This window comes from Rathayibacter sp. AY1D1, from assembly GCF_002932635.1.
In the GTDB taxonomy this organism is placed as follows: Bacteria; Actinomycetota; Actinomycetes; order Actinomycetales; family Microbacteriaceae; genus Rathayibacter.
Window position 1 is genome coordinate 153399 of record NZ_PSVY01000002.1, and the last position, 19024, is coordinate 172422.

Below are 19024 nucleotides of genomic sequence, written 5' to 3' on the forward strand. Positions count from 1 at the left end.
GAGGGGGACCTACGCGAGGAGCTCCGCGGCGCCGGTGCGCAGGGCGGCGAGGCGGGACGAGACAGCCGACCGGCGGGCGTCGGCGTCGGAGTCGTGCGACCAGGCGTCGAGGTAGAGCTTGACCTTCGGCTCCGTGCCGCTCGGGCGCGCGATGAGACGGGCACCGTTCAGGGAGAAGCGGAGCGCGTCGGTCGGGGGCAGCGCGCCGCCCTCGGCGAGCAGGTCCTCGCTCCGCTCGACGGCGAGCCCGCCGATCGCGGTCGGAGGCGTCGCGCGCAGTCCGGCCATGATCCGGCCGATCTCGGAGAGGTCGGTGACGCGGAGCGAGATCTGCTCCGATCCGAAGAGCCCGAACCGCTCGGCGAACGACTCCAGCTCGTCGTCGATCGTGCGCTCCTCGGCGGCGAGCGCGCTCGCGAGGGAGAGGAAGGCGAGCGCGGCCGAGACGCCGTCCTTGTCGCGGACCGTCCCGGGGTTCACCAGGTAGCCGAGCGCCTCCTCGTAGCCGAAGACGAGGTCGGGGACGCGCGAGATCCACTTGAAGCCCGTGAGCGTCTCGGCGAAGTCGAGGCCGTAGTCGGCCGCCAGGGCACCGAGGGCGGGGGAGGACACGATCGAGCAGGCGAGCGCTCCTCCGGTGCGGCCCTCGCGGCGGGCCTGCTCGGCGGCGCGCCAGCCGAGGAGCGCTCCCACCTCGTTGCCGGTGAGGCGCCGGAAGCCCTCCGGCGCGGAGGCGTCGGGCACGGCGGCGGCGAAGCGGTCGGCGTCCGGGTCGTTCGCCACGATCAGCTGCGCGCGACCGGAGCGCGCGGTCGAGAAAGCGAGGTCGAGGGCGCCCGCCTCCTCCGGGTTGGGGAACGCGACCGTGGGGAACGCCGCGTCGGGCTCGATCTGCTCGACCACGACGGCCGGCTCGTCGAATCCCGCCGCGGAGAGCACCCGGTGCGCCGTCTCCCAGCCGACCCCGTGCATCGCCGTGTAGACGATGCGCAGCGGAGCGGACTGGCGGCCGACGGCGGCCGTCGCCTCGATGTAGGCGGCGACCACGGACTCGTCCGCGAGCCGGTACTCGCCGCGCGGCAGCTCCGGAACGCGCCGGTCCCGCGCGACCGCGAGGATCCGCTCGGCGATCTCGGAGTCGACCGGCGGCACGATCTGCGAGCCCTCGTCGGCGCCGCCGAGGTACACCTTGTAGCCGTTGTCCTGCGGCGGGTTGTGGCTCGCCGTGACCATCACTCCGGCGTCGGCGCCGAGGTGGCGCACGGCGAAGGCCAGCACGGGGGTGGGCAGGAGCCGGGGCAGCAGCACCGCGTCCACGCCGGCGCCCGCCATCAGCGCGGCGGAGTCCTCGGCGAAGACGCGCGAGTTCCTCCGGCCGTCGTAGCCGATCACGACCACGGGCCGCTGGACGCCCTGCGCCAGCAGGAAGTCGGCGAGGCCGACGGCGGCCTGCGAGACCAGCACGCGGTTCATCCGGTTGGATCCCGCCGCGATGGCGCCGCGCAGGCCCGCGGTGCCGAACGCCAGGCGGGCGCCGAAGCGGTCCTCGAGCTCGGCGCGGGCGGAGGCGTCCCCCGAGTCGGAGGCGGTCAGCAGGCCGACCAGCTCCTCCCGCGTCTCCGGGTCGGGGTCCTGGGCGAGCCAGGCCTCGGCGAGCTCCCGGACGTCGGCGCTCACAGGGCGCCCGTGATCCCGGCGAGCAGGCGGGCGAGGTCGTCCTCGGCGTCGCGGCCGGCCTCGAGCACCTCCTCGTGGCTGAGGGGGGTCTTCTGGATGCCGGCGGCGAGGTTCGTGATGAGCGACATGCCCAGCACCTCCATGCCCGCCTCGCGCGCGGCGATGGCCTCGAGGGCGGTCGACATGCCGACGATGTGGCCGCCGATGATCCTCGCCATCTGCACCTCGGCCGGGCTCTCGTAGTGCGGCCCGCGGAACTGCACGTACACGCCCTCGTCCAGCTCAGGACGCGTCCCCCGGGCGAGGTCGCGCAGGCGCGAGGAGTAGAGGTCGGTGAGGTCGACGAACGTCGCGCCCTCGAGCGGCGAGTCGGCGGTGAGGTTGATGTGGTCGCTGATCAGCACGGGGGTCCCGGGCGTCCAGTGCTCCTTGATGCCGCCCGCGCCGTTGGTGAGGATCATCACCGTCGCGCCCGTCGCGGCGGCGGTGCGGACGCTGTGCGCGACGCGGCGCACGCCGTAGCCCTCGTAGTAGTGGGTGCGGGCGCCGATGATCAGCGCGCGCCTGCCGGTGGGGAGCAGGACGGAGCGCAGGGTGCCGCCGTGCCCGTGCACGGCCGGCTTGGAGAAGCCGAGGATCTCGGTGGCCTCCACCGTCGCGGTCGTCTCGCCGATCGCGTCGGCGGCCTTGCCCCAGCCGCTGCCGAGGGTGAGGGCGATGTCGTGCTTCTCGACCCCTGTCGCCTCGGCGATCTGAGCGGCCGCGCGGGCCGCGATCTCGAAGGGATCGGCGTCGGGGGCGTCGAGGGGGTGCAGGGTCTGGTCGGACATCCTCCCACCCTACCGACGGGCTGCGCGGCGGCGGAGGGCGACTCCCGCGGCCGATCCGACACCCCGCGATTGGGCGAACACTCAGTGAGAGAGGACAATGGGAAGCATGGCTTACGAGTTCGAGCGCGCGCAGAGGATCGCTGTACTCGGAGGGGGGCCGGGCGGCTACGAAGCCGCCATCGCGGGAGCGCAGCTCGGCGCTGAGGTCACCCTGGTCGAGCGGGTCGGAGTGGGCGGCTCGGCCGTCATCACCGACGTCGTCCCGTCGAAGTCGCTCATCGCGACGGCGGAGGCCACCAACGCCATCGGCGAGGCCGCCGACCTGGGCGTGCAGTTCTTCACCCGCTCGGAGCAGAACAAGCCGGTGCGCCCGGACGTGGCGGTCAACCTGGCGACGGTGAACAAGCGCCTGCTTGGGCTCGCGCGCCAGCAGTCCGAGGACATGCGCGCGAACCTGGTGCACCACGGCGTGCGCATCGTCCAGGGGGACGGGCGCCTGGACGGCTCGAACGCCTTGATCGTCTCCACGGCGGCCGGCGGCGAGGGCATGGACTTCGACCGCATCGAGGCGGACACGATCGTGGTCTCGGTGGGCGCCAGCCCCCGTGTGCTCCCGACCGCGGCTCCCGACGGCGAGCGCATCCTCAGCTGGACCCAGCTCTACAACCTCAAGTCCGTCCCCGAGCACCTGATCGTGGTGGGCTCCGGCGTGACCGGCGCGGAGTTCGCCTCCGCCTACCGTGCGCTCGGCGCCCGCGTGACCCTCATCTCCTCCCGCGACCAGGTGCTGCCCGGCGAGGACGCCGACGCGGCCGCCGTGATCGAGAACGTCTTCAAGCGCAACGGCATGGTCGTGCTCTCGAAGTCGCGCGCCGACCGCGTCGAGCGGACCGAGAAGGGCGTGCAGGCCGTGCTCTCGGACGGACGTGTCGTCGAGGGCTCGCACTGCCTGATGGCCGTCGGCTCCGTGCCGAACACGGCGGGCATCGGCCTCGAGGACGCGGGGGTGCAGCTGACGGAGTCGGGGCACATCCGCGTCAACCGCGTCGCCCGCACCAGCGTCCCCTCGATCTACGCGGCCGGGGACTGCACCACGTTCCTCCCGCTCGCCTCCGTCGCCGCCATGCAGGGCCGCACCGGCGTGTTCCACGCGATGGGCGACGCCGTGAACCCGACCGAGGTGCGCAACGTCGCGGCGAACATCTTCACGCAGCCCGAGATCGCGACCGTCGGGTGGAGCCAGCGCGAGATCGAGGAGGGCATCGCGCAGGGCGAGATCTACAAGCTCCCGCTCGCCGCGAACCCGCGGGCGAAGATGATGGGCATCCGCGACGGCTTCGTGAAGCTGTTCGCGCGCACCGGCTCCGGCACCGTCATCGGAGGCGTCATCGTCGCTCCGAAGGCGAGCGAGCTGATCTTCCCGCTCGCCCTCGCCGTGGAGCACCGCCTGACCGTCGACCAGGTCGCGCGGGCCTTCACCGTCTACCCGAGCCTCACCGGCTCGATCTCGGACGCCGCGCGCGCCATGCACATCGTCACCTGACGCGCCACTCCGCCGGGCCGCGCGGGGTGCGGCCCTTCATCGGCAGAGCGCACGACCGGGAATCGCGTGCGAAGCGATTGACGGCAGCGCGACGCGACCCGCTCGGCGGTACCCCTCACGTCGAGGAGCCGACCGCGCCGGGCCGCGCGGGGAGCGGCCCGGGAACGGGCTCAGACGATCTGGAGGAGCACGTGTCCCGCGGGGACGGTCGCTCCGGCCGTCGCGTCGAGGCCCTTCACGACGCCGTCCTTGTGGGCGGTGAGCGGCTGCTCCATCTTCATCGCCTCGAGGACGACGACCAGGTCGCCGGTGACGACCGTGTCGCCCTCGGCGACGGCGACCTTGACGACGGTGGCCTGCATGGGCGAGGCGACGGAGTCGCCCGTGACGGTGCTGACGGAGGAGGAGCCGCGGCGCTTCGGGGAGGCGGCAGCGGCCCCGCGGGCGGGTCCCGAGCCGACCAGGTCGCCGGGGAGCGTGACCTCGACGCGGCGCCCGTCGACCTCGACGACCACGTTCCGGCGGGCCGCCGGCTCGTCGGTCGCTCCGGGCTCGCCGCTCCAGGCCGGGATCGTGTTCTCGAACTCGGTCTCGATCCAGCGGGTGTAGATCGTGAAGGGCGCGCCGCCCTCGGGGGCGAAGGCCGGGTCCTCGACGATCGCGCGGTGGAAGGGGAGGACGGTCGGCAGTCCGGTGACCTCGAACTCGGCGAGGGCGCGGCGCGAGCGCTCCAGCGCCTGCTCGCGGCTGTCGCCGGTGACGATCAGCTTCGCGAGGAGCGAGTCGAAGGAGCCGGAGATCACGTCGCCGGCGACGACACCGGAGTCGACGCGGACGCCGGGTCCGCCGGGGGCCTTGAAGACGTGCACCGGGCCCGGAGCGGGGAGGAAGCCGCGGCCCGCGTCCTCGCCGTTGATGCGGAACTCGAAGGAGTGGCCGCGGGGCGCCGGGTCGTCGTAGTCGAGCACGCCGCCCTCGGCGAGGCGGAACTGCTCGCGCACGAGGTCGATGCCGGTGATCTCCTCCGACACGGGGTGCTCGACCTGGAGGCGGGTGTTCACCTCGAGGAAGGACACCGTGCCGTCCTTGCCGATCAGGAACTCGCAGGTTCCGGCGCCGAGGTAGCCGACCTCCTGCAGGATCGCCTTCGAGGCGCGGTAGAGCTCGGTGTTCTGCGCGTCCGTCAGGAACGGCGCGGGCGCCTCCTCGACGAGCTTCTGGTGGCGGCGCTGGAGGGAGCAGTCGCGGGTGGAGACCACGACGACGTTGCCGTGCGCGTCAGCCAGGCACTGGGTCTCGACGTGGCGCGGCTGGTCGAGGTACTTCTCGACGAAGCACTCGCCGCGGCCGAAGGCGGCGACGGCCTCGCGCGTGGCGGAGGCGAACAGCTCCTCGACCTCGTCGCGCTCGCGGGCGACCTTGAGGCCGCGACCGCCGCCGCCGAAGGCCGCCTTGATCGCGACGGGGAGGCCGTACTGGTCCACGAACTCGAGCACCTCGGCGGCGCCGGAGACGGGGTTGAGGGTTCCCGGGGCCAGCGGCGCGCCGACCTTCTCGGCGACGTGGCGGGCCGAGACCTTGTCGCCGAGGCGCTCGATGGCCTCGGGGCCGGGGCCGATCCAGATCAGGCCGGCGTCGATGACGGCGCGGGCGAAGTCGGCGTTCTCGGCGAGGAAGCCGTAGCCGGGGTGCACGGCGTCGGCACCGGAGCGGCGGGCCACCGAGAGCAGCTTGTCGATGACGAGGTAGGTCTCGGCGCTGGTCGTCCCGCCGAGGGCGTAGGCCTCGTCGGCGAGGCGGCTGTGCACGGCGTCGCGGTCCTGGTCGGCGTAGACGGCCACGGAGGCGATCCCGCTGTCGCGGGCGGCGCGGATGACTCGGACGGCGATCTCGCCCCGGTTGGCGACGAGCACCTTCGTAATCTTCGGCATGGTCCCCAACCCTAGGGGGCGGCTCCGCCCGGCCCGGCGCGGCTCACCACAAAGAAGCGGAGGGCCTTCGTCGGTTCCTCACAAGGGCGGGACGGGCCTCAGCGGTTCCAGAGCGCGGTCCAGTCGACGCCGAGGCTCCGCACCAGAGTGCGGAGGGTCGGCACCGACATCCCGATCACCGTCGAGGGGTCGCCCTCGATCGCGGTGATGAAGCCGGCGCCGCGGCCGTCGATGGTGAAGGCGCCGGCCACCTCGAGGGGCTCGCCGGTGGCGACGTAGGCGTCGATCTCGGCGTCGTCGATGTCGTCGGCGAACGTGACGGCGGCGGAGGTGACCGCTCCGGCCTCGGCGACGATCCTCCCGCCGCGGTGGTCGACGAGCCAGTGGCCGGAGTGGAGGCGGCCGGTGCGTCCGCGCTGGGCGCGCCAGCGCTCCCGGGCCCGCTCGGGCTCGTGCGGCTTGCCGTGGACGACGCCGTCGAGGACGAACGCGGAGTCGCCGCCGAGCACCAGACCGTCGATGTCCGGGCGCAGGACGGCGTGCGCCTTGGCGCGGGCGAGCAGCGAGACGGTGGCGTCCGCGTCCAGCGCCGCGCCCCGCTCCTGCTCGGCCCGGGCGACGGCCGCGGGCTCGTCCACCTCGGAGGGGACGACGACGGGCTCGATCCCGGAGGCCCGCAGCAGCGCGAGGCGCGCGGGGGAGGTGGAGGCGAGGTAGAGGCGCACGAGGGCTCCCTGCGGCCGGGCCCACGCTGTGGGATGCTCGACGGATGGCACAGACCCCGTCCCGAGCATCCGCCCGCCCCGACGGGGCCGACGACGCACTCGGGACCGAGATCGAGCTCGACATTAGCAACGTCGCCCACGGCGGCGTGTTCGTCGCCCGGCACGAGGGCCGCGTCGTCTTCGTCCCGGACGTCCTCCCCGGCGAGCGCGTGCGGGCGCGGATCAGCGAGGTCCGGCACGACAGCTTCTGGCGTGCCGAGGCGCTCGAGGTGCTCGAGGCGTCCGAGCACCGGGTGGAGCACGTCTGGCCCGAGGCCGCCCTCGACCGCCGCCCGGAGGAGCGCGTCGGCGGCGCCGAGCTCGGCCACGCCGACCTGGCCTACCAGCGCGAGCTGAAGCGCCTCGTGCTCGTCGACTCCTTCTCCCGCTTCGCCCGTCGCGAGATCGAGGTGGAGGTCGCGCCGATCGGCGGGGACGACGCGTCCGGCGGCCTCGGCTGGCGCACGCGGAACCGCCTCCACGTCGACGACGACGGACGGGTCGGCCCCTACGCGGCACGCAGCCACCACGTCGTCACCGTGGAGTCGCTGCCCCTCGCGACCGCCGACTCCTCCCTGGCCGCACCGCTCGGCGAGCGCCTCGCTCCCGGCTCGGTGGTCGACCTCGTCGACGCGGCCGGGTCCGAGGGGGCCGCGGTGCTCGTGCACGACCCCTCCGACAAGCGCGCCCGCCGCGACCGCACGGTGGTGAGCGAGTTCGTCGCCGACCGCACCTTCCGGGTCGACCGCACCGGCTTCTGGCAGGTGCACCGCGGAGCCGCCGCCGCGCTCTTCGAGGCCGTGCAGGCCGCCGTCGACGCGGATGCGGCGGACCCGTCGGCCGCCAACCACGACCTCTACGGAGGGGTCGGCCTGCTCGCCGCGGCGCTGGCCGACCGCCTCGGCGCCGGAGTGCGCGTGACCAGCGTCGAGAGCGACTCCCGCGCCACCGAGCACGCGCTCGAGAACCTGGCCGACCAGGTCGGCGCCCGCGCGGTGACCGCCCGCGTCGACCGCTACCTCCGCGACGTCGTCGCCCAGGCCGATGCGCGCGAGCGGGCGCGGTGGCGCGCGGCGACCGTGGTCCTCGACCCGCCGCGCTCGGGCGCCGGCCGAGCGGTCACCGACGCTCTGGCGGAGCTGCGGCCGGCGCAGCTCGTCTACGTCGCCTGCGACCCGGTCGCGCTCGCCCGCGACGTGGGCGCCCTGACCGGGGCGGGCTACGAGCTGGAGCGCCTCGAGGGCTTCGACCTCTTCCCGCACACCTCCCACGTGGAGGCCGTTGCGCGACTGGTCCGCCGAGAGGACTGACCGCGGGCCCGCGTCTGCGTACCATGGGCGGGATGGAGCCCCACGTCGACGCAGCCGAGGCCCCGCGCGTGCGCGTGGCGATCGTGGACGACCACGAGTCGGTGCGCCTGGGCGTGGCCGCCGCCGTCGAGAGCGCGGGAATGCAGGTGGTCGCCGCCGCCGAGACCGTCCAGGCCCTCGAGAGCACGATCGGCGGCGCCGAGATCGAGGTGCTCGTCCTCGACCTGTCCCTGAACGACGGCTCGAGCATCACCAGCAACGTCAAGTGGGGGCAGGTGCGCGGCTCCGCCGTCCTCGTCCACAGCATCGCGGACCGCGTCGTGGCCGTGCGGGAGGCGCTCGCCGCGGGAGCGGCCGGCGTCATCCCGAAGTCCTCGCCCATGTCGACGGTCGTCGCCGCCATCCGCACGGTCGCCCGCGGCGAGGTCCTCAACAATCTGGAGTGGGCCTCGGCCATCGACGCCGACGACGACTTCGCGCGGGCCGTGCTCGGCCGTCGCGAGCGCGACGTCCTGCACCTCTACGCCTCGGGGCTGCCACTGAAGCTGGTGGCCGAGCGGCTGCAGATCTCGGTGTCGACGGCGAAGGAGTACCTCGACCGGATCCGCGACAAGTACGTCGAGATCGGCCGTCCCGCCCCGACGAAGGTCGATCTGCTGCGGCGCGCGGTGGAGGACGGCATCCTGCCGGGCATCGACCCGGACGACGGCGATGGCGGGCGCTGAGGCGCCGATCGCCCGCCGCAACGCCGGGCGCGAGCGCATCGACCGGATCATCAGCACGGTCGTGTCGTTCTTCGGCTTCGGCTTCGGCGTGCAGACCGTCCCGCCGATCCTCGCGCAGTTGCCCCTCCTGCGCCCCGAGGTGGCCTGGCCGGTGCTGGTGCTGGTCTTCGGATCGCTCACCGCCGCCGTGGTCACCGCCGTGCTGCGGCGGGGCACGCGGATCACGGCGGTCCTGGTCGCCGTCGGTGTACTCATCGCCCTCCTGACCTGGCCGGCCGCCGTCTCCACCGGGGGCGCGGACCGCGAGACCCCGTGGATCTGGTACCTGCTGACCATCGGCACCGCCTTCTGCACGATCGCGGCTCCCCTCCGGATCGCGATCGCGTACGTGTCGGTGACGACCGTGCTGTTCGGGCTGCTGCGCGTCCTCCCCTCTGGCGGCGGGGCGGAGCCGACCCGCGCGATCCTCGACGCCGCCTACGTGGGCATCGTCGGCTTCGTGATGCTGGTGCTGATCACCGTGCTCCGGCAGTCGGCCGACGAGATCGACCGTGCGCAGACGACGGCCATGGAGCAGTACGAGGCGGCGATGCGCCAGCACGCCGGCGAGGTGGAGCGGGTCGAGGTCGACGCCCTGGTGCACGACAACGTGCTCGCGACGCTGCTCTCCGCCGCCTCAGCCGAGTCGCCGGCCGAGCGCGCGCTGGTCTCCTCGATGGCGCAGCGCACCCTCGCCGTGCTGCTGCCCGACCACGAGCCGGAGCCGCCCGAGGGGCTGGTCCCGCTCGAGCTCCTGCAGCGCCAGCTCGCCCACGCGGCGTCCACCTTCGGGACCGAGATCGCGGTCGCGACGGCCGACGGAGTGGATCCGCGCGCGACGACGCTGCCGCGCCCGGTGGCCGAGGCGCTGCTCGGGGCGGTCTGGCAGGCGCTCGCCAACAGCGTCCAGCACGCGGGTCCGAGCGGCAGCGTCCACCGCGCCGTGCACGGGCTGCTGGGCGACGGCGCGGTGGAGGTCGTGGTGGAGGACGACGGCCGCGGCTTCCGGCTCGCCGACGTCCCGCGCGAGCGGCTGGGCATCCGGCTCTCCATCCTCGAGCGGGTGCACAACGCGCGGGGTTCGGCGCGGGTCGACTCGACTCCGGGCGAGGGCACCCGAGTCGTCCTCTCCTGGCGGGCGGACGCGGGAGGAGGGCCGTGATCGCCTACCCGCGCCCCCTGCTCCAGGCGCTCGGCGCCGGCTTCTCGCTCTACCACGTGGTGCTCGCCTTCTTCTCCTTCCGCATCTCCCCGGCCACGCCGGCCGACCTCGTCGCGGTCGCGCTGTACCTCGCGGCGACCGTCGTCGCCCTCTGGCCCGGAGCGACGACCCGGCTCGCCCTGCCCGTCGCGGTCGGGATGACCGCGGTCGCCGTCGCTCTGCCGCTGCTGGTCGCGCCGTCGCTCGATCCGGGCGCCTCCAACGGCTACTCCACCTGGTACATCGCCGCGGTCGGCACCCTCATGACGATCGTGTGCGCCCGCCGGCGCCCGGCCTGCGCCTGGGTCGGCGTCGGCTTCCTGATCGTGCACACCGTGTTCTGGGCCGGCCCGGCCGCGCTGGCCACTCTCGGCGTCGTCGGGGGGATCGCCTGGGTCGCGATCGCGCAGCTGCTCATCGTCGAGCTCGGGCGCGCGGGCTCCGAGGCGCGCGTGCTCGAGGCGGCCGAGCGCGCGGCCGCGTCGTGGCGGGCCGCGGAGGAGGCGCACCTCACGGAGCGCGAGGTCCGGCTGGAGCAGACGCGCGCCCTCGCCGCCGACATGCTGCTGCGCATCGCCGAGCCGGGACCGGGCCTCACCGACGAGGAGCGGCGCGAGTGCCGGCTGCTCGAGGCGGCCGTGCGCGACGAGATCCGCGGCCGGCGGCTGCTGGACGACGAGGTGCGGCGTCTCGTGCTCGACGCGCGGCGGCGGGGCGTGACCGTGTCGGTGCTCGACGACGGCGGCCTCGACCGCACCTCCGAGGGCGAGAGCCGACGGGTGCTGGGGGAGCTCGCCCAGGCTCTGAGCGGGATCCGCGAGGAGGTCGACCGCGTGGTGGTGCGCACCGCGTCGGCCGACTCGGCCTCGGCGGTCACAGTGGTGGGCCTGCGGACGGCCGGCGACGGCAGCGCGGGCGCCCTCGGCTCCGACGACGCGGGGGACGAGGTCGACGCCTGGGTCGAGATCCGGCGCGACGGCGTCGGCGGACGGGACGTCTGAGCGGCGGAGAGCGCGCGGGACGGCGCGGCCGTCCGCATGCGCAGCGACCGGCGGCGACCCGCCCCGGAGGGCGTGCGTATCTCGGATCGGTGCCGCGGGCGGTACGCTCCGGCTCTCAGCACAGCTCAGGTCTCGGCGCGCCCGGTCTCTCGGAGCGGACCGATCGTCGGCGCGGCGCGGCACGGCGCGGCACGAGCGTGAGCAGAGCCGTCATGGGCAGAGCCCGTTGAGCGCAGAGCGCGTCAGGACGAAAGCCCGTTAACGGAGTGCGGCGGGCCGTCCACTCCTCCGTAGAGGGGGCCCGGCCCGCCGTCAAACCCCGAGTGAGGGTAACAACCCGAATATTACCCTCACTCGCCCCCAACACACCCGCCTGCTTACCCTGGTCGGCGAGTGATTGGCGGTGCCCCTTCCGAAGGAGGAGCACCGTACGTCCACTAGTGTGCTCGCTCCGCCAGGAGGCGCATAGTCAGCACTTTAGGGGACTAATCGGGGGACAAATTTCACGTTCCGCGTCGCGGATCGCTCGTTCCCCGACGGACTGCGTCTGCGAGTCCGCTCAGCCCGAGAAGGAGCGCCACGCTCCGGGTGCCGGCCGGAGCGGCCCGCGGACCGCCGCGGCGCGGTCGTTCCAGCCGCCGCTGAGCTCCTGCGGGGTCTCCGGCTCGGCCTCGGTGCGCGAGGTCAGTGCGGTGACGACGGCCGTGACGGCGGCGATCTCGGCGGCGTCGAGGCCGGGGGTGGAGATGACGACGGCGGGTGCGGAGTCGGAGGCGGTCATCCCGTGACGCTATCGCATGCCGTTCACGGCGCCGGTCGGCGGGGCATGGCTATGCTGACGCCGGATGCCGCCGGAGCGTCGTCCGTCCGTTGCGAACAGGAGCGTCCCCGCATGCCGACGTGGTTCCCGAGGAGCGGTGCCGCGGCGCTGCGCCCCCTGCGTCTGCTGGTCCGGAGGTCGCCTGCGGCCGTCTCGGTCGTCCTGGTCCTCCTGGCCGCGAGCGCGATCACGGGGACGCTCGTCGCCCCCGCGGGAGCCGAGACGACGGCCTGGTGGGCGGCGGGCCCGATGACGACCCTCGACGGCCGTCCGTGGACGGCGGTGACCGCCCTCCTGATCGCGGCGGACCCGCTGCAGCTGCTCCTGGACGTCGTGCTGGTGCTCCCGATGCTCCTCGCCGCGGAGCGCCGCCTCGGCTCGGCCCGCACCCTCCTCGCCTTCCTCGTGACCGGCGCCGTCGGGATCGTCGTCGGGTCCTCCGTGCAGTCGATCGGCGCTCTCGCCGGCGAGTGGTGGGCGGGCGACACCGTCGGCGACCACACCTTCGACCCGCTGATCGGCGCGGTCGGCGCCCTCATCGCCTCGACCGCCTTCATGGGCGCTCTGTGGCGTCGCCGGCTCCGGGTGACCGTCTTCGCCGTCGTGCTGATGTTCGTGCTCTACGCGGGCGACTCCGCCGACGCGTACCGGCTCCTCGCGGGCGGCGCGGGGCTCGTGCTCGGCGCGGTGCTCGCGCGGGGAGCGTCGGGACTGCGTCCGCAGCGTCCGGCCCCGAGCTCGCACCGCGAGTCCCGGGGGCTGCTGGCGGCGGTCGTCGTCGTCACCGCCATCGGTCCGCTCGTCGCCGTCCTCTCGGACTCGGGCTACGGTCCGTTCTCGTTCCTCGGCCGACTGCTGCAGAGCGCCTTCACGGGGACGACGGACCTCGAGGACCCGTGCAGCCGCGCCCTCCGGCACTGCGCGCACCACGTGAAGCTGAGCCTGGTCGCCCCCGGGCCGATCCTGCTGACGTTCGTCCCGCTCCTCCTCCTGCTCGTCGCCGCCTACGGCCTGCGCTCCGGGCGCCGCCTGGGCCTGCTGCTGGCGGTCGGGGTGAACATCGCGATCGCGATCCTGGAGGTCTTCTCCCTCCAGCGCGCCGCCCGTCACCCCGAGTTCCTGTACTACGCCGAGTACCTGCTCTGGGTGGCGACGACGGTGCTGGTGCCGCTGGCCGTCGTGGCGATGCTCGTGATCGGGAGGAGGCACTTCCGCATCCGCGCGCCCCGTGCCGCTGCGAGGCTCTGGACGCGGGTCGTCGCCATCGCCTTCGTCGTGTCCCTCGGCGGCTACCTGGCGCTCTCGGCCGGCGTGCGCACGAGCTTCGAGCCGCTCCTGGGCCTCGGGAGACTCCTCCTGGACGGGCTGCTGCGCTTCGTCCCGGTGAGCTTCCTCGGCGGCGCCGGACTGCTCGCCGTGCCGCGGGAGCCCGTCGCGCGGATCGTCTTCGAGTGGGTCGGCCCGGTGTTCTGGCTCGTGGTCGTCGTCGCGGTGGTCGCCCTGCTCCGGGCCACCGACGTGCAGCGGAACCGCGGCGACGAGGCGCGGTACCGCGCGCTCCTGTCCCTGCACGGCGCCGGCAGCCTCGGCCATCAGGGGACCTGGGAGGGCAACGCGCACTGGATCTCGGCCGACGGGACCGGCGGAGTCGCCTACCGGGTGATCGGCGGCGTGGCGATCACCCTCTCCGACCCGGCCTGCGCTCCCGAGCGGCGGGAGGACGTCGTGGCCGAGTTCGTGCGTTTCTGCGACGAGCGCAGCTGGACGCCCGTCTTCTACAGCATCCACGACGAGCTCCTCCCCGTCTTCGACCGGCTCGGCTGGTCGCGCCTCTCGGTCGGCGAGGAGACGATCATCGAGCTCTCCTCCTTCGAGCTCACCGGCAAGCGGTGGCAGAAGGTGCGCTACCCGCTCACGCGCGGCATCAAGCTGGGCATCGAGGCGCAGTGGACCAGCTGGCCCGAGCTCTCCCTCGGCATGGCCAACCAGATCGTCGACCTGTCGGAGCGCTGGGTCGCCGAGAAGGCGCTGCCCGAGATGGGCTTCACCCTAGGCGGCATCGACGAGGTCCGCGATCCCGACGTCGCCCTCCTGCTCGCGGTCGGACCGGACGGCGTGCTGCAGGGAGTGACGAGCTGGCTGCCCGTGCATCGGGAGGGGCGCGTGGTCGGCTGGACCCTCGACTTCATGCGCCGCTCCGACGACTCGATGCCCGGCATCATGGAGTTCCTCATCGCCTCCGCGGCGCTGCGCGTCAAGGAGGAGGGCGCCGAGTTCCTCTCGCTCTCGGGCGCACCGCTCGCCACCGCACCGGTCGAGGAGGGGGAGGAGCCTCCGGAGCCGACGGTCCTCTCGCGCCTGCTCGAGTTCCTCTCGCGGACGCTCGAGCCGGCCTACGGCTTCACGTCGCTGTTCCGCTTCAAGGCCAAGTTCCACCCGCGCTACGCGGGCCTCTGGATGACCTACCCCGACGCGCTGCAGCTGCCCCGGATCGGAGCCGCGCTGGGTCGCGCCTATCTGCCCGACCTCTCCGCCGCGCAGGCGCTGGCGTTCGCGCGGGTGGTCGGGGCGAAGCCGGAGGAGAAGTCGTCCGAGGCGTCCGCGGCGAAGCCGGATGCTCCGGCCGCGAAGGCAGGCGCTCCAGCGGTGAAGGCGGGTGCTCCGACAGCCGAGCCGGACGGTCCTGGGGTGAACGCGGGTGGTCCTGCGGTGAAGGCGGGTGCTCCGGCTGCGAGGGCGGATGCCCGGGAAGCGGAGCCCGATTCCGCGACAGGGAAGCCGGACGCTCCGGCCGCGGAGCCGGACGCTCCCGTCGTGCGGCCCGATGCTCCCGCGGAGTCCGCTGCCCGACGGACCGGCCCCGGCTCCTCCGACTGATCGTTCCGCCCCTCCGCCCCGTGAGGAGGTGGGCGCAGCGGAACGCCGCGGCACGGACGGTCTCCCGTCTCCTGCCGCGGCGTCCGAGCAGGCCGGGTCAGAGCGGGATGTTGCCGTGCTTCTTCGCGGGCAGGTTGGCGCGCTTGGTGCGCAGCGCCCGCAGCGCCTTGATGACGGAGACACGCGTCGCCGAGGGCTCGATCACGCCGTCGAGCTCGCCGCGCTCGGCCGCGAGGAACGGGCTCGCGACGTTGTAGGTGTACTCGTTCGCCAGGCGCGTCCGGACGGCTGCGACGTCCTCGCCGGCCTCCTCCGCCTTGCGGATCTCGTTGCGGTAGAGGATGTTCACCGCGCCCTGGCCACCCATGACGGCGATCTCGGCGGTCGGCCACGCGAGGTTGATGTCGGCTCCCAGCTGCTTGGACCCCATCACGATGTACGCGCCGCCGTAGGCCTTGCGCAGGATGACCGTGACCAGCGGCACGGTCGCCTCGGCGTAGGCGTAGAGCAGCTTCGCGCCGCGGCGGATGACGCCGGTCCACTCCTGGTCGGTGCCGGGCAGGTAGCCCGGGACGTCGACCAGGGTCAGGATCGGCAGCGAGAACGCGTCGCAGAAGCGGACGAAGCGGGACGCCTTCTCGCCCGCCTCGATGTTCAGCGTGCCCGCCATGGCGCTCGGCTGGTTCGCGATGATGCCGACGGAGCGGCCCTCGACGCGGCCGAAGCCGATCACGATGTTCGGCGCGAACAGCGGCTGCACCTCGAGGAAGTCGCCCTCGTCGACGATGTGCTCGATGACGGCGCGCATGTCGTACGGCTGGTTCGGGCTGTCCGGGATGACCGTGTCGAGGAAGCGGTCCGCGTCGGTCGTCTCGAGGTCGACCTCGGTCTCGAAGACGGGGACAGGCGACAGGTTGTTGTCCGGGAGGAAGGAGAGAAGCGTCCGCGCGTAGTCGAGCGCGTCGTTCTCGTCGCTCGCGAGGTAGTGCGAGACGCCCGAGATCTTGTTGTGGGTCAGCGCACCGCCGAGCTCCTCCATGCCGACGTCCTCGCCGGTGACGGTCTTGATCACGTCGGGCCCGGTGACGAACATCTGGCTGGTCTTGTCGACCATGATCACGAAGTCGGTCAGGGCGGGGGAGTAGACCGCGCCTCCCGCGGCCGGGCCGCAGATGATCGAGATCTGGGGGATCACGCCGCTCGCCGCGGTGTTGCGGCGGAAGATCTCGCCGTACTTGCCGAGGGCGACCACGCCCTCCTGGATCCGTGCTCCGCCGGAGTCGAGGATGCCGATGATCGGGACGCCGGTCTTCAGGGCGAGGTCCATCACCTTGATGATCTTCTCGCCGGCCACCTCGCCGAGCGAGCCGCCGAAGATCGTGAAGTCCTGCGAGTACACGGCGACCTGGCGGCCGTGGATGGTGCCGGTCCCGGTGACGACGGCGTCGCCGTAGGGGCGCTTCTTCTCCATGCCGAAGGCGTGGGTGCGGTGGCGCACGAACTCGTCCAGCTCGACGAACGAGCCCGGGTCGAGGAGGGTGTCGATCCGCTCCCGTGCGGTCATCTTGCCCTTGGCGTGCTGCTTCTCGATCGCCGCCTCGCCACTGGCCGTGACGGCCTCGTGGTAGCGGTTCCTGAGGTCCGCGATCTTCCCCGCGGTCGTGTACAGATCGGGCGCGGGACGTTCGGTGTTCGCGGTCACCCGCTCACCCTACCGGCGGGGCGGACGCCTCCTCTTGTCGCACTCGCACAGGGAGGGCCGCTCCCGACGGGAGGATCCGGACAAGGGCGGGCCGTCGCGCGCGGCGCTCGGAGCGGCCTCGCGGGAGCCGCCGCTACCGTGGCGGCATGCTCCTCCCGCTCTCCTCCGCCGTCTCCCCCCGCGTCCTCGCGCTCGAGTCGGCGGGGTCGACGAACGACGAGCTCCGCGAGCGGGCTGCCGCCGACCCCGCCGTGTGGCCGCACCTCTCCGTCGTCGCCACCGGCGACCAGCGCGCCGGGCGCGGCCGGCTGGGGCGCGTCTGGCAGGCGCCCGCGGGCCGCACGCTCGCGGCCTCGACTCTGGTCGACGCCTCCGCCCTCGGCGCCGAGGCCTCCGGCTGGCTGCCGCTCGTGGCCGGCGCCGCTCTCGCCCGGGCCCTCGCACCCCTCGTCGACGGGGACGTCGCCGTCAAGTGGCCCAACGACGTCCTGATCGACGGCCGGAAGGTCGCGGGGATCCTCGCCGAGCGTCTGCCGGACGGACGGGTCGTCGTCGGCACCGGCGTGAACCTGCTGCTGACGGAGGCGGAGCTGCCGGTCCCGACCGCCACCTCGCTCGCCCTCGCCGGAGCACGGACGACGAGCGCCGACGAGGTGCTCGCCGCGTTCCTGACCGAATTCCAGGGGCTGCTGGCTCCGCTGCTCGCCCAGGGCGACGCCGAGGCCTCCGGAGCGGCCGCCGCCGTCCGCGCCTCTTGCGGCACCCTCGGAACGCGCGTCCGGCTCGAGCTGCCCGACGGCACGCAGGAGGAGGGGACCGCCGCCGCACTCGCCCCGGACGGCTCGCTCCTGCTCGAGCAGGGCGGCGCGCTGCGCTCGTTCACGGCCGGCGACGTCACGCACCTGCGCTCCTGATGGCCAGGACCGACCCCGCCGACCGCGAGCTGGCGCGGCTGACCCCGCGCGCCCGCCGGGCGGTCGCACCGGTCGTCGGCCTCCTCCTGCTCACCTGGACGGGCTTCTACTTCGCCGCGCAGTTCGAGCTCGCCCTGCAGCGCTGGATCATCGGGCTCGGCACCGCACTTCTGGTGCTGCTCCTCTGCGCTCCCGGGATCGCGGGCTGGGCGAGCGTGCGCTACCGCGTCACCGCCTCCGGCCTCAGCGCGCGCCGGGGCGTGGCGTCGATCCGGCGGGCCGAGGTGGTCTTCGATCGGAGGATGGAGGTCGTGGTCGAGCGCTCCCTCGGCCAGCGCCTCGCCCGGTGCGGGGACGTCCGGATCCTGCAGGCGGGAGCCGAGGTGTTCGTGCTGCGGGACCTGCCGGATCCGGAGCTAACGGCCGACCTGCTGCGGGAGGCGATCGGCGCGGCTCCCGCTCTCGAGCCGGAGTGGCCGCCGCCCGCGTGAGCGCGTCGGGGCCTCGGTAGCATGGAGCCGCCCCGCGCCAGCGGGCGGAGACGGAGGAGCGCCATGCGCGTCGGCGTGATCGGGGGCGGCCAGCTCGCCCGGATGATGATCCCCGCGGCGGTGGAGCTCGGCATCGAGATCGCCGTGCTCGCCGAGAGCGAGGGCGCCCCGGCGGGGCTCGCCGCGACACGGGTCGGCGACCACCGCGACGAGGCGACCGTGCTCGCCTTCGCCGAGACCGTGGACGTGGTGACGTTCGACCACGAGCACGTTCCCCAGCCGATCCTCCGCGAGCTCGTCGCCCGCGGCGTCGCCGTGCACCCCGGCCCCGACGCCCTGCTGTTCGCCCAGGACAAGCTGATGATGCGGCGCCGCCTGACCGAGCTCGGCGTGCCCGTGCCCGAGTGGGCCGAGGTCTCCTCCGCCGAGGAGCTGGGGGAGTTCCTGGCTGAGCACGGCGGCAGCGCCGTGGTGAAGACCGCGCGCGGCGGCTACGACGGCAAGGGCGTGCGCGTGGTGCGCGGCGCCCACGAGGCGGACGACTGGTTCACCGCCCTCGCCGAGGACGGCCGGGGCGGCTCGCTCCTGGTCGAGGAGCTGGTGGGCTTCCGCCGCGAGCTCGCGCAGCTCGTCGCCCGGCGTCCCTCCGGCGAGAGCATCCTCTGGCCGGTGGTGGAGTCGGTGCAGCGCGACGGCGTCTGCGCCGAGGTGATCGCTCCGGCCCCCGCGTCCGCCGGCCGGCTCGCATCAGCCGCGGCCGAGATCGCGCAGACGATCGCCGACAGCCTCGGGGTCACCGGCGTCCTGGCCGTCGAGCTGTTCGAGACGACGGACGACCGCATCCTGGTCAACGAGCTGGCCATGCGCCCGCACAACAGCGGCCACTGGACGATGGACGGATCGACCACGTCGCAGTTCGAGCAGCACCTGCGCGCGGTCCTCGACCTGCCGCTCGGCGCGACGGGCTGCCGCGATCCGTGGACCGTGATGGTCAACGTGCTCGGCGGCCCGGTGGGGGAGTCGCTGACCGACCGCTATCCGCGGGTGCTCGCCGATCACCCGGGCGTGAAGGTGCACAACTACGGCAAGGAGCCGCGACCGGGCCGCAAGGTCGGGCACGTGAACGCCACCGGCGACGACCTCGACCTCGTGGTCTACGAGGCTCGCGCGGCGGCGGCCGTTCTCACGGACTGACCCGT

15 protein-coding genes are annotated in these 19024 nt (G+C 73.7%); 9 read left to right on the forward strand and 6 right to left on the reverse strand.

From position 1 onward, the window contains the following. Positions 1 to 9 precede the first annotated feature (9 nt). A complete protein-coding gene (locus C5C56_RS02445) occupies positions 10 to 1677 on the reverse strand; it encodes a phospho-sugar mutase (protein ID WP_104319054.1) in 1668 nt (555 codons plus the stop codon). Beyond that, positions 1674 to 2507, reverse strand: a complete 834-nt coding sequence (locus tag C5C56_RS02450; RefSeq protein ID WP_104232831.1) for a purine-nucleoside phosphorylase — start codon at positions 2505 to 2507, stop codon at positions 1674 to 1676. The genes C5C56_RS02445 and C5C56_RS02450 overlap by 4 nt, the downstream gene beginning before the upstream one ends. A 106-nt stretch (positions 2508 to 2613) precedes the next feature. Here C5C56_RS02450 and C5C56_RS02455 point away from each other — a divergent pair, with 106 nt between their 5' ends. Beyond that, positions 2614 to 4050 carry an NAD(P)H-quinone dehydrogenase gene (locus C5C56_RS02455; protein ID WP_104223171.1) on the forward strand — a complete coding sequence of 479 codons (1437 nt, stop codon included), beginning with the start codon at positions 2614 to 2616 and terminating at the stop codon, positions 4048 to 4050. A 170-nt stretch (positions 4051 to 4220) separates the two neighbouring features. Here the strand turns inward: C5C56_RS02455 and C5C56_RS02460 are convergent, their stop codons facing one another. Together C5C56_RS02460 and C5C56_RS02465 are read right to left on the reverse strand one after the other, a co-directional pair. Further along, on the reverse strand, positions 4221 to 5981 hold the full coding sequence (locus tag C5C56_RS02460) for a biotin carboxylase N-terminal domain-containing protein (RefSeq protein ID WP_104319055.1): 1761 nt from the start codon (positions 5979 to 5981) through the stop codon (positions 4221 to 4223). Between the two features lie 98 nt (positions 5982 to 6079). Next, the gene (locus C5C56_RS02465) at positions 6080 to 6706 is read right to left on the reverse strand and encodes a nucleoside triphosphate pyrophosphatase (protein WP_181027094.1); all 627 of its coding nucleotides are present in this window, start codon (positions 6704 to 6706) and stop codon (positions 6080 to 6082) included. A gap of 44 nt (positions 6707 to 6750) precedes the next feature. Between C5C56_RS02465 and C5C56_RS02470 the strand changes: the two genes are divergently transcribed. From C5C56_RS02470 to C5C56_RS02485, 4 genes are read left to right on the forward strand one after another with little or no spacing between them, the layout of a single operon-like run. Continuing rightward, positions 6751 to 8055 carry a class I SAM-dependent RNA methyltransferase gene (locus C5C56_RS02470; RefSeq protein WP_146083669.1) on the forward strand — a complete coding sequence of 435 codons (1305 nt, stop codon included), beginning with the start codon at positions 6751 to 6753 and terminating at the stop codon, positions 8053 to 8055. 23 nt (positions 8056 to 8078) lie between these two features. Beyond that, positions 8079 to 8780, forward strand: a complete 702-nt coding sequence (locus C5C56_RS02475; RefSeq protein ID WP_104223169.1) for a response regulator transcription factor — start codon at positions 8079 to 8081, stop codon at positions 8778 to 8780. Next, positions 8767 to 9981 (forward strand): sensor histidine kinase, encoded by a 1215-nt coding sequence (locus C5C56_RS02480; RefSeq protein WP_104249486.1) that lies wholly within the window; start codon positions 8767 to 8769, stop codon positions 9979 to 9981. The genes C5C56_RS02475 and C5C56_RS02480 overlap by 14 nt, the downstream gene beginning before the upstream one ends. Continuing rightward, complete coding sequence (locus C5C56_RS02485; RefSeq protein WP_104319056.1) at positions 9978 to 11021, forward strand: hypothetical protein; 1044 nt, start codon at positions 9978 to 9980, stop codon at positions 11019 to 11021. The genes C5C56_RS02480 and C5C56_RS02485 overlap by 4 nt, the downstream gene beginning before the upstream one ends. Positions 11022 to 11580: 559 nt before the next feature. Here the strand turns inward: C5C56_RS02485 and C5C56_RS02490 are convergent. Beyond that, the gene (locus C5C56_RS02490; protein WP_104223166.1) at positions 11581 to 11802 is read right to left on the reverse strand and encodes an acyl-CoA carboxylase subunit epsilon; all 222 of its coding nucleotides are present in this window, start codon (positions 11800 to 11802) and stop codon (positions 11581 to 11583) included. Positions 11803 to 11913: 111 nt separating this feature from the next. On the opposite strand from C5C56_RS02490, the gene C5C56_RS02495 reads away from it, so the two are divergent. Next, entirely contained in the window at positions 11914 to 14718 is a 2805-nt protein-coding gene (locus C5C56_RS02495; protein ID WP_181137548.1) for a bifunctional lysylphosphatidylglycerol flippase/synthetase MprF, read from the forward strand. A gap of 97 nt (positions 14719 to 14815) precedes the next feature. Here the strand turns inward: C5C56_RS02495 and C5C56_RS02500 are convergent, their stop codons facing one another. Beyond that, the gene (locus C5C56_RS02500; RefSeq protein WP_104223164.1) at positions 14816 to 16420 is read right to left on the reverse strand and encodes an acyl-CoA carboxylase subunit beta; all 1605 of its coding nucleotides are present in this window, start codon (positions 16418 to 16420) and stop codon (positions 14816 to 14818) included. A gap of 146 nt (positions 16421 to 16566) precedes the next feature. On the opposite strand from C5C56_RS02500, the gene C5C56_RS02505 reads away from it, so the two are divergent. The 3 genes from C5C56_RS02505 (at position 16567) to C5C56_RS02515 (ending at position 19019) form a co-directional block, all read left to right on the forward strand. Next, entirely contained in the window at positions 16567 to 17334 is a 768-nt protein-coding gene (locus C5C56_RS02505; protein WP_104287654.1) for a biotin--[acetyl-CoA-carboxylase] ligase, read from the forward strand. Beyond that, complete coding sequence (locus C5C56_RS02510) at positions 17334 to 17825, forward strand: PH domain-containing protein (protein WP_104246680.1); 492 nt, start codon at positions 17334 to 17336, stop codon at positions 17823 to 17825. The genes C5C56_RS02505 and C5C56_RS02510 overlap by 1 nt, the downstream gene beginning before the upstream one ends. 63 nt (positions 17826 to 17888) lie before the next feature. Then, the gene (locus C5C56_RS02515; RefSeq protein WP_104246679.1) at positions 17889 to 19019 is read left to right on the forward strand and encodes a 5-(carboxyamino)imidazole ribonucleotide synthase; all 1131 of its coding nucleotides are present in this window, start codon (positions 17889 to 17891) and stop codon (positions 19017 to 19019) included. Positions 19020 to 19024 lie beyond the last annotated feature (5 nt).

What these genes read in the sequence shown, in the direction of transcription:
- C5C56_RS02515 (WP_104246679.1), top strand. Translation starts at nt 17,889, where the DNA reads ATGCGCGTCGGCGTGATCGGGGGCGGCCAGCTCGCCCGGATGATGATC.
- C5C56_RS02505 (WP_104287654.1), top strand. Translation starts at nt 16,567, where the DNA reads ATGCTCCTCCCGCTCTCCTCCGCCGTCTCCCCCCGCGTCCTCGCGCTC.
- C5C56_RS02475 (WP_104223169.1), top strand. Translation starts at nt 8,079, where the DNA reads ATGGGCGGGATGGAGCCCCACGTCGACGCAGCCGAGGCCCCGCGCGTG.
- C5C56_RS02455 (WP_104223171.1), top strand. Translation starts at nt 2,614, where the DNA reads ATGGCTTACGAGTTCGAGCGCGCGCAGAGGATCGCTGTACTCGGAGGG.
- C5C56_RS02510 (WP_104246680.1), top strand. Translation starts at nt 17,334, where the DNA reads ATGGCCAGGACCGACCCCGCCGACCGCGAGCTGGCGCGGCTGACCCCG.
- C5C56_RS02490 (WP_104223166.1), bottom strand. Translation starts at nt 11,802, where the DNA reads ATGACCGCCTCCGACTCCGCACCCGCCGTCGTCATCTCCACCCCCGGC.
- C5C56_RS02480 (WP_104249486.1), top strand. Translation starts at nt 8,767, where the DNA reads ATGGCGGGCGCTGAGGCGCCGATCGCCCGCCGCAACGCCGGGCGCGAG.
- C5C56_RS02450 (WP_104232831.1), bottom strand. Translation starts at nt 2,507, where the DNA reads ATGTCCGACCAGACCCTGCACCCCCTCGACGCCCCCGACGCCGATCCC.
- C5C56_RS02495 (WP_181137548.1), top strand. Translation starts at nt 11,914, where the DNA reads ATGCCGACGTGGTTCCCGAGGAGCGGTGCCGCGGCGCTGCGCCCCCTG.
- C5C56_RS02460 (WP_104319055.1), bottom strand. Translation starts at nt 5,981, where the DNA reads ATGCCGAAGATTACGAAGGTGCTCGTCGCCAACCGGGGCGAGATCGCC.
- C5C56_RS02470 (WP_146083669.1), top strand. Translation starts at nt 6,751, where the DNA reads ATGGCACAGACCCCGTCCCGAGCATCCGCCCGCCCCGACGGGGCCGAC.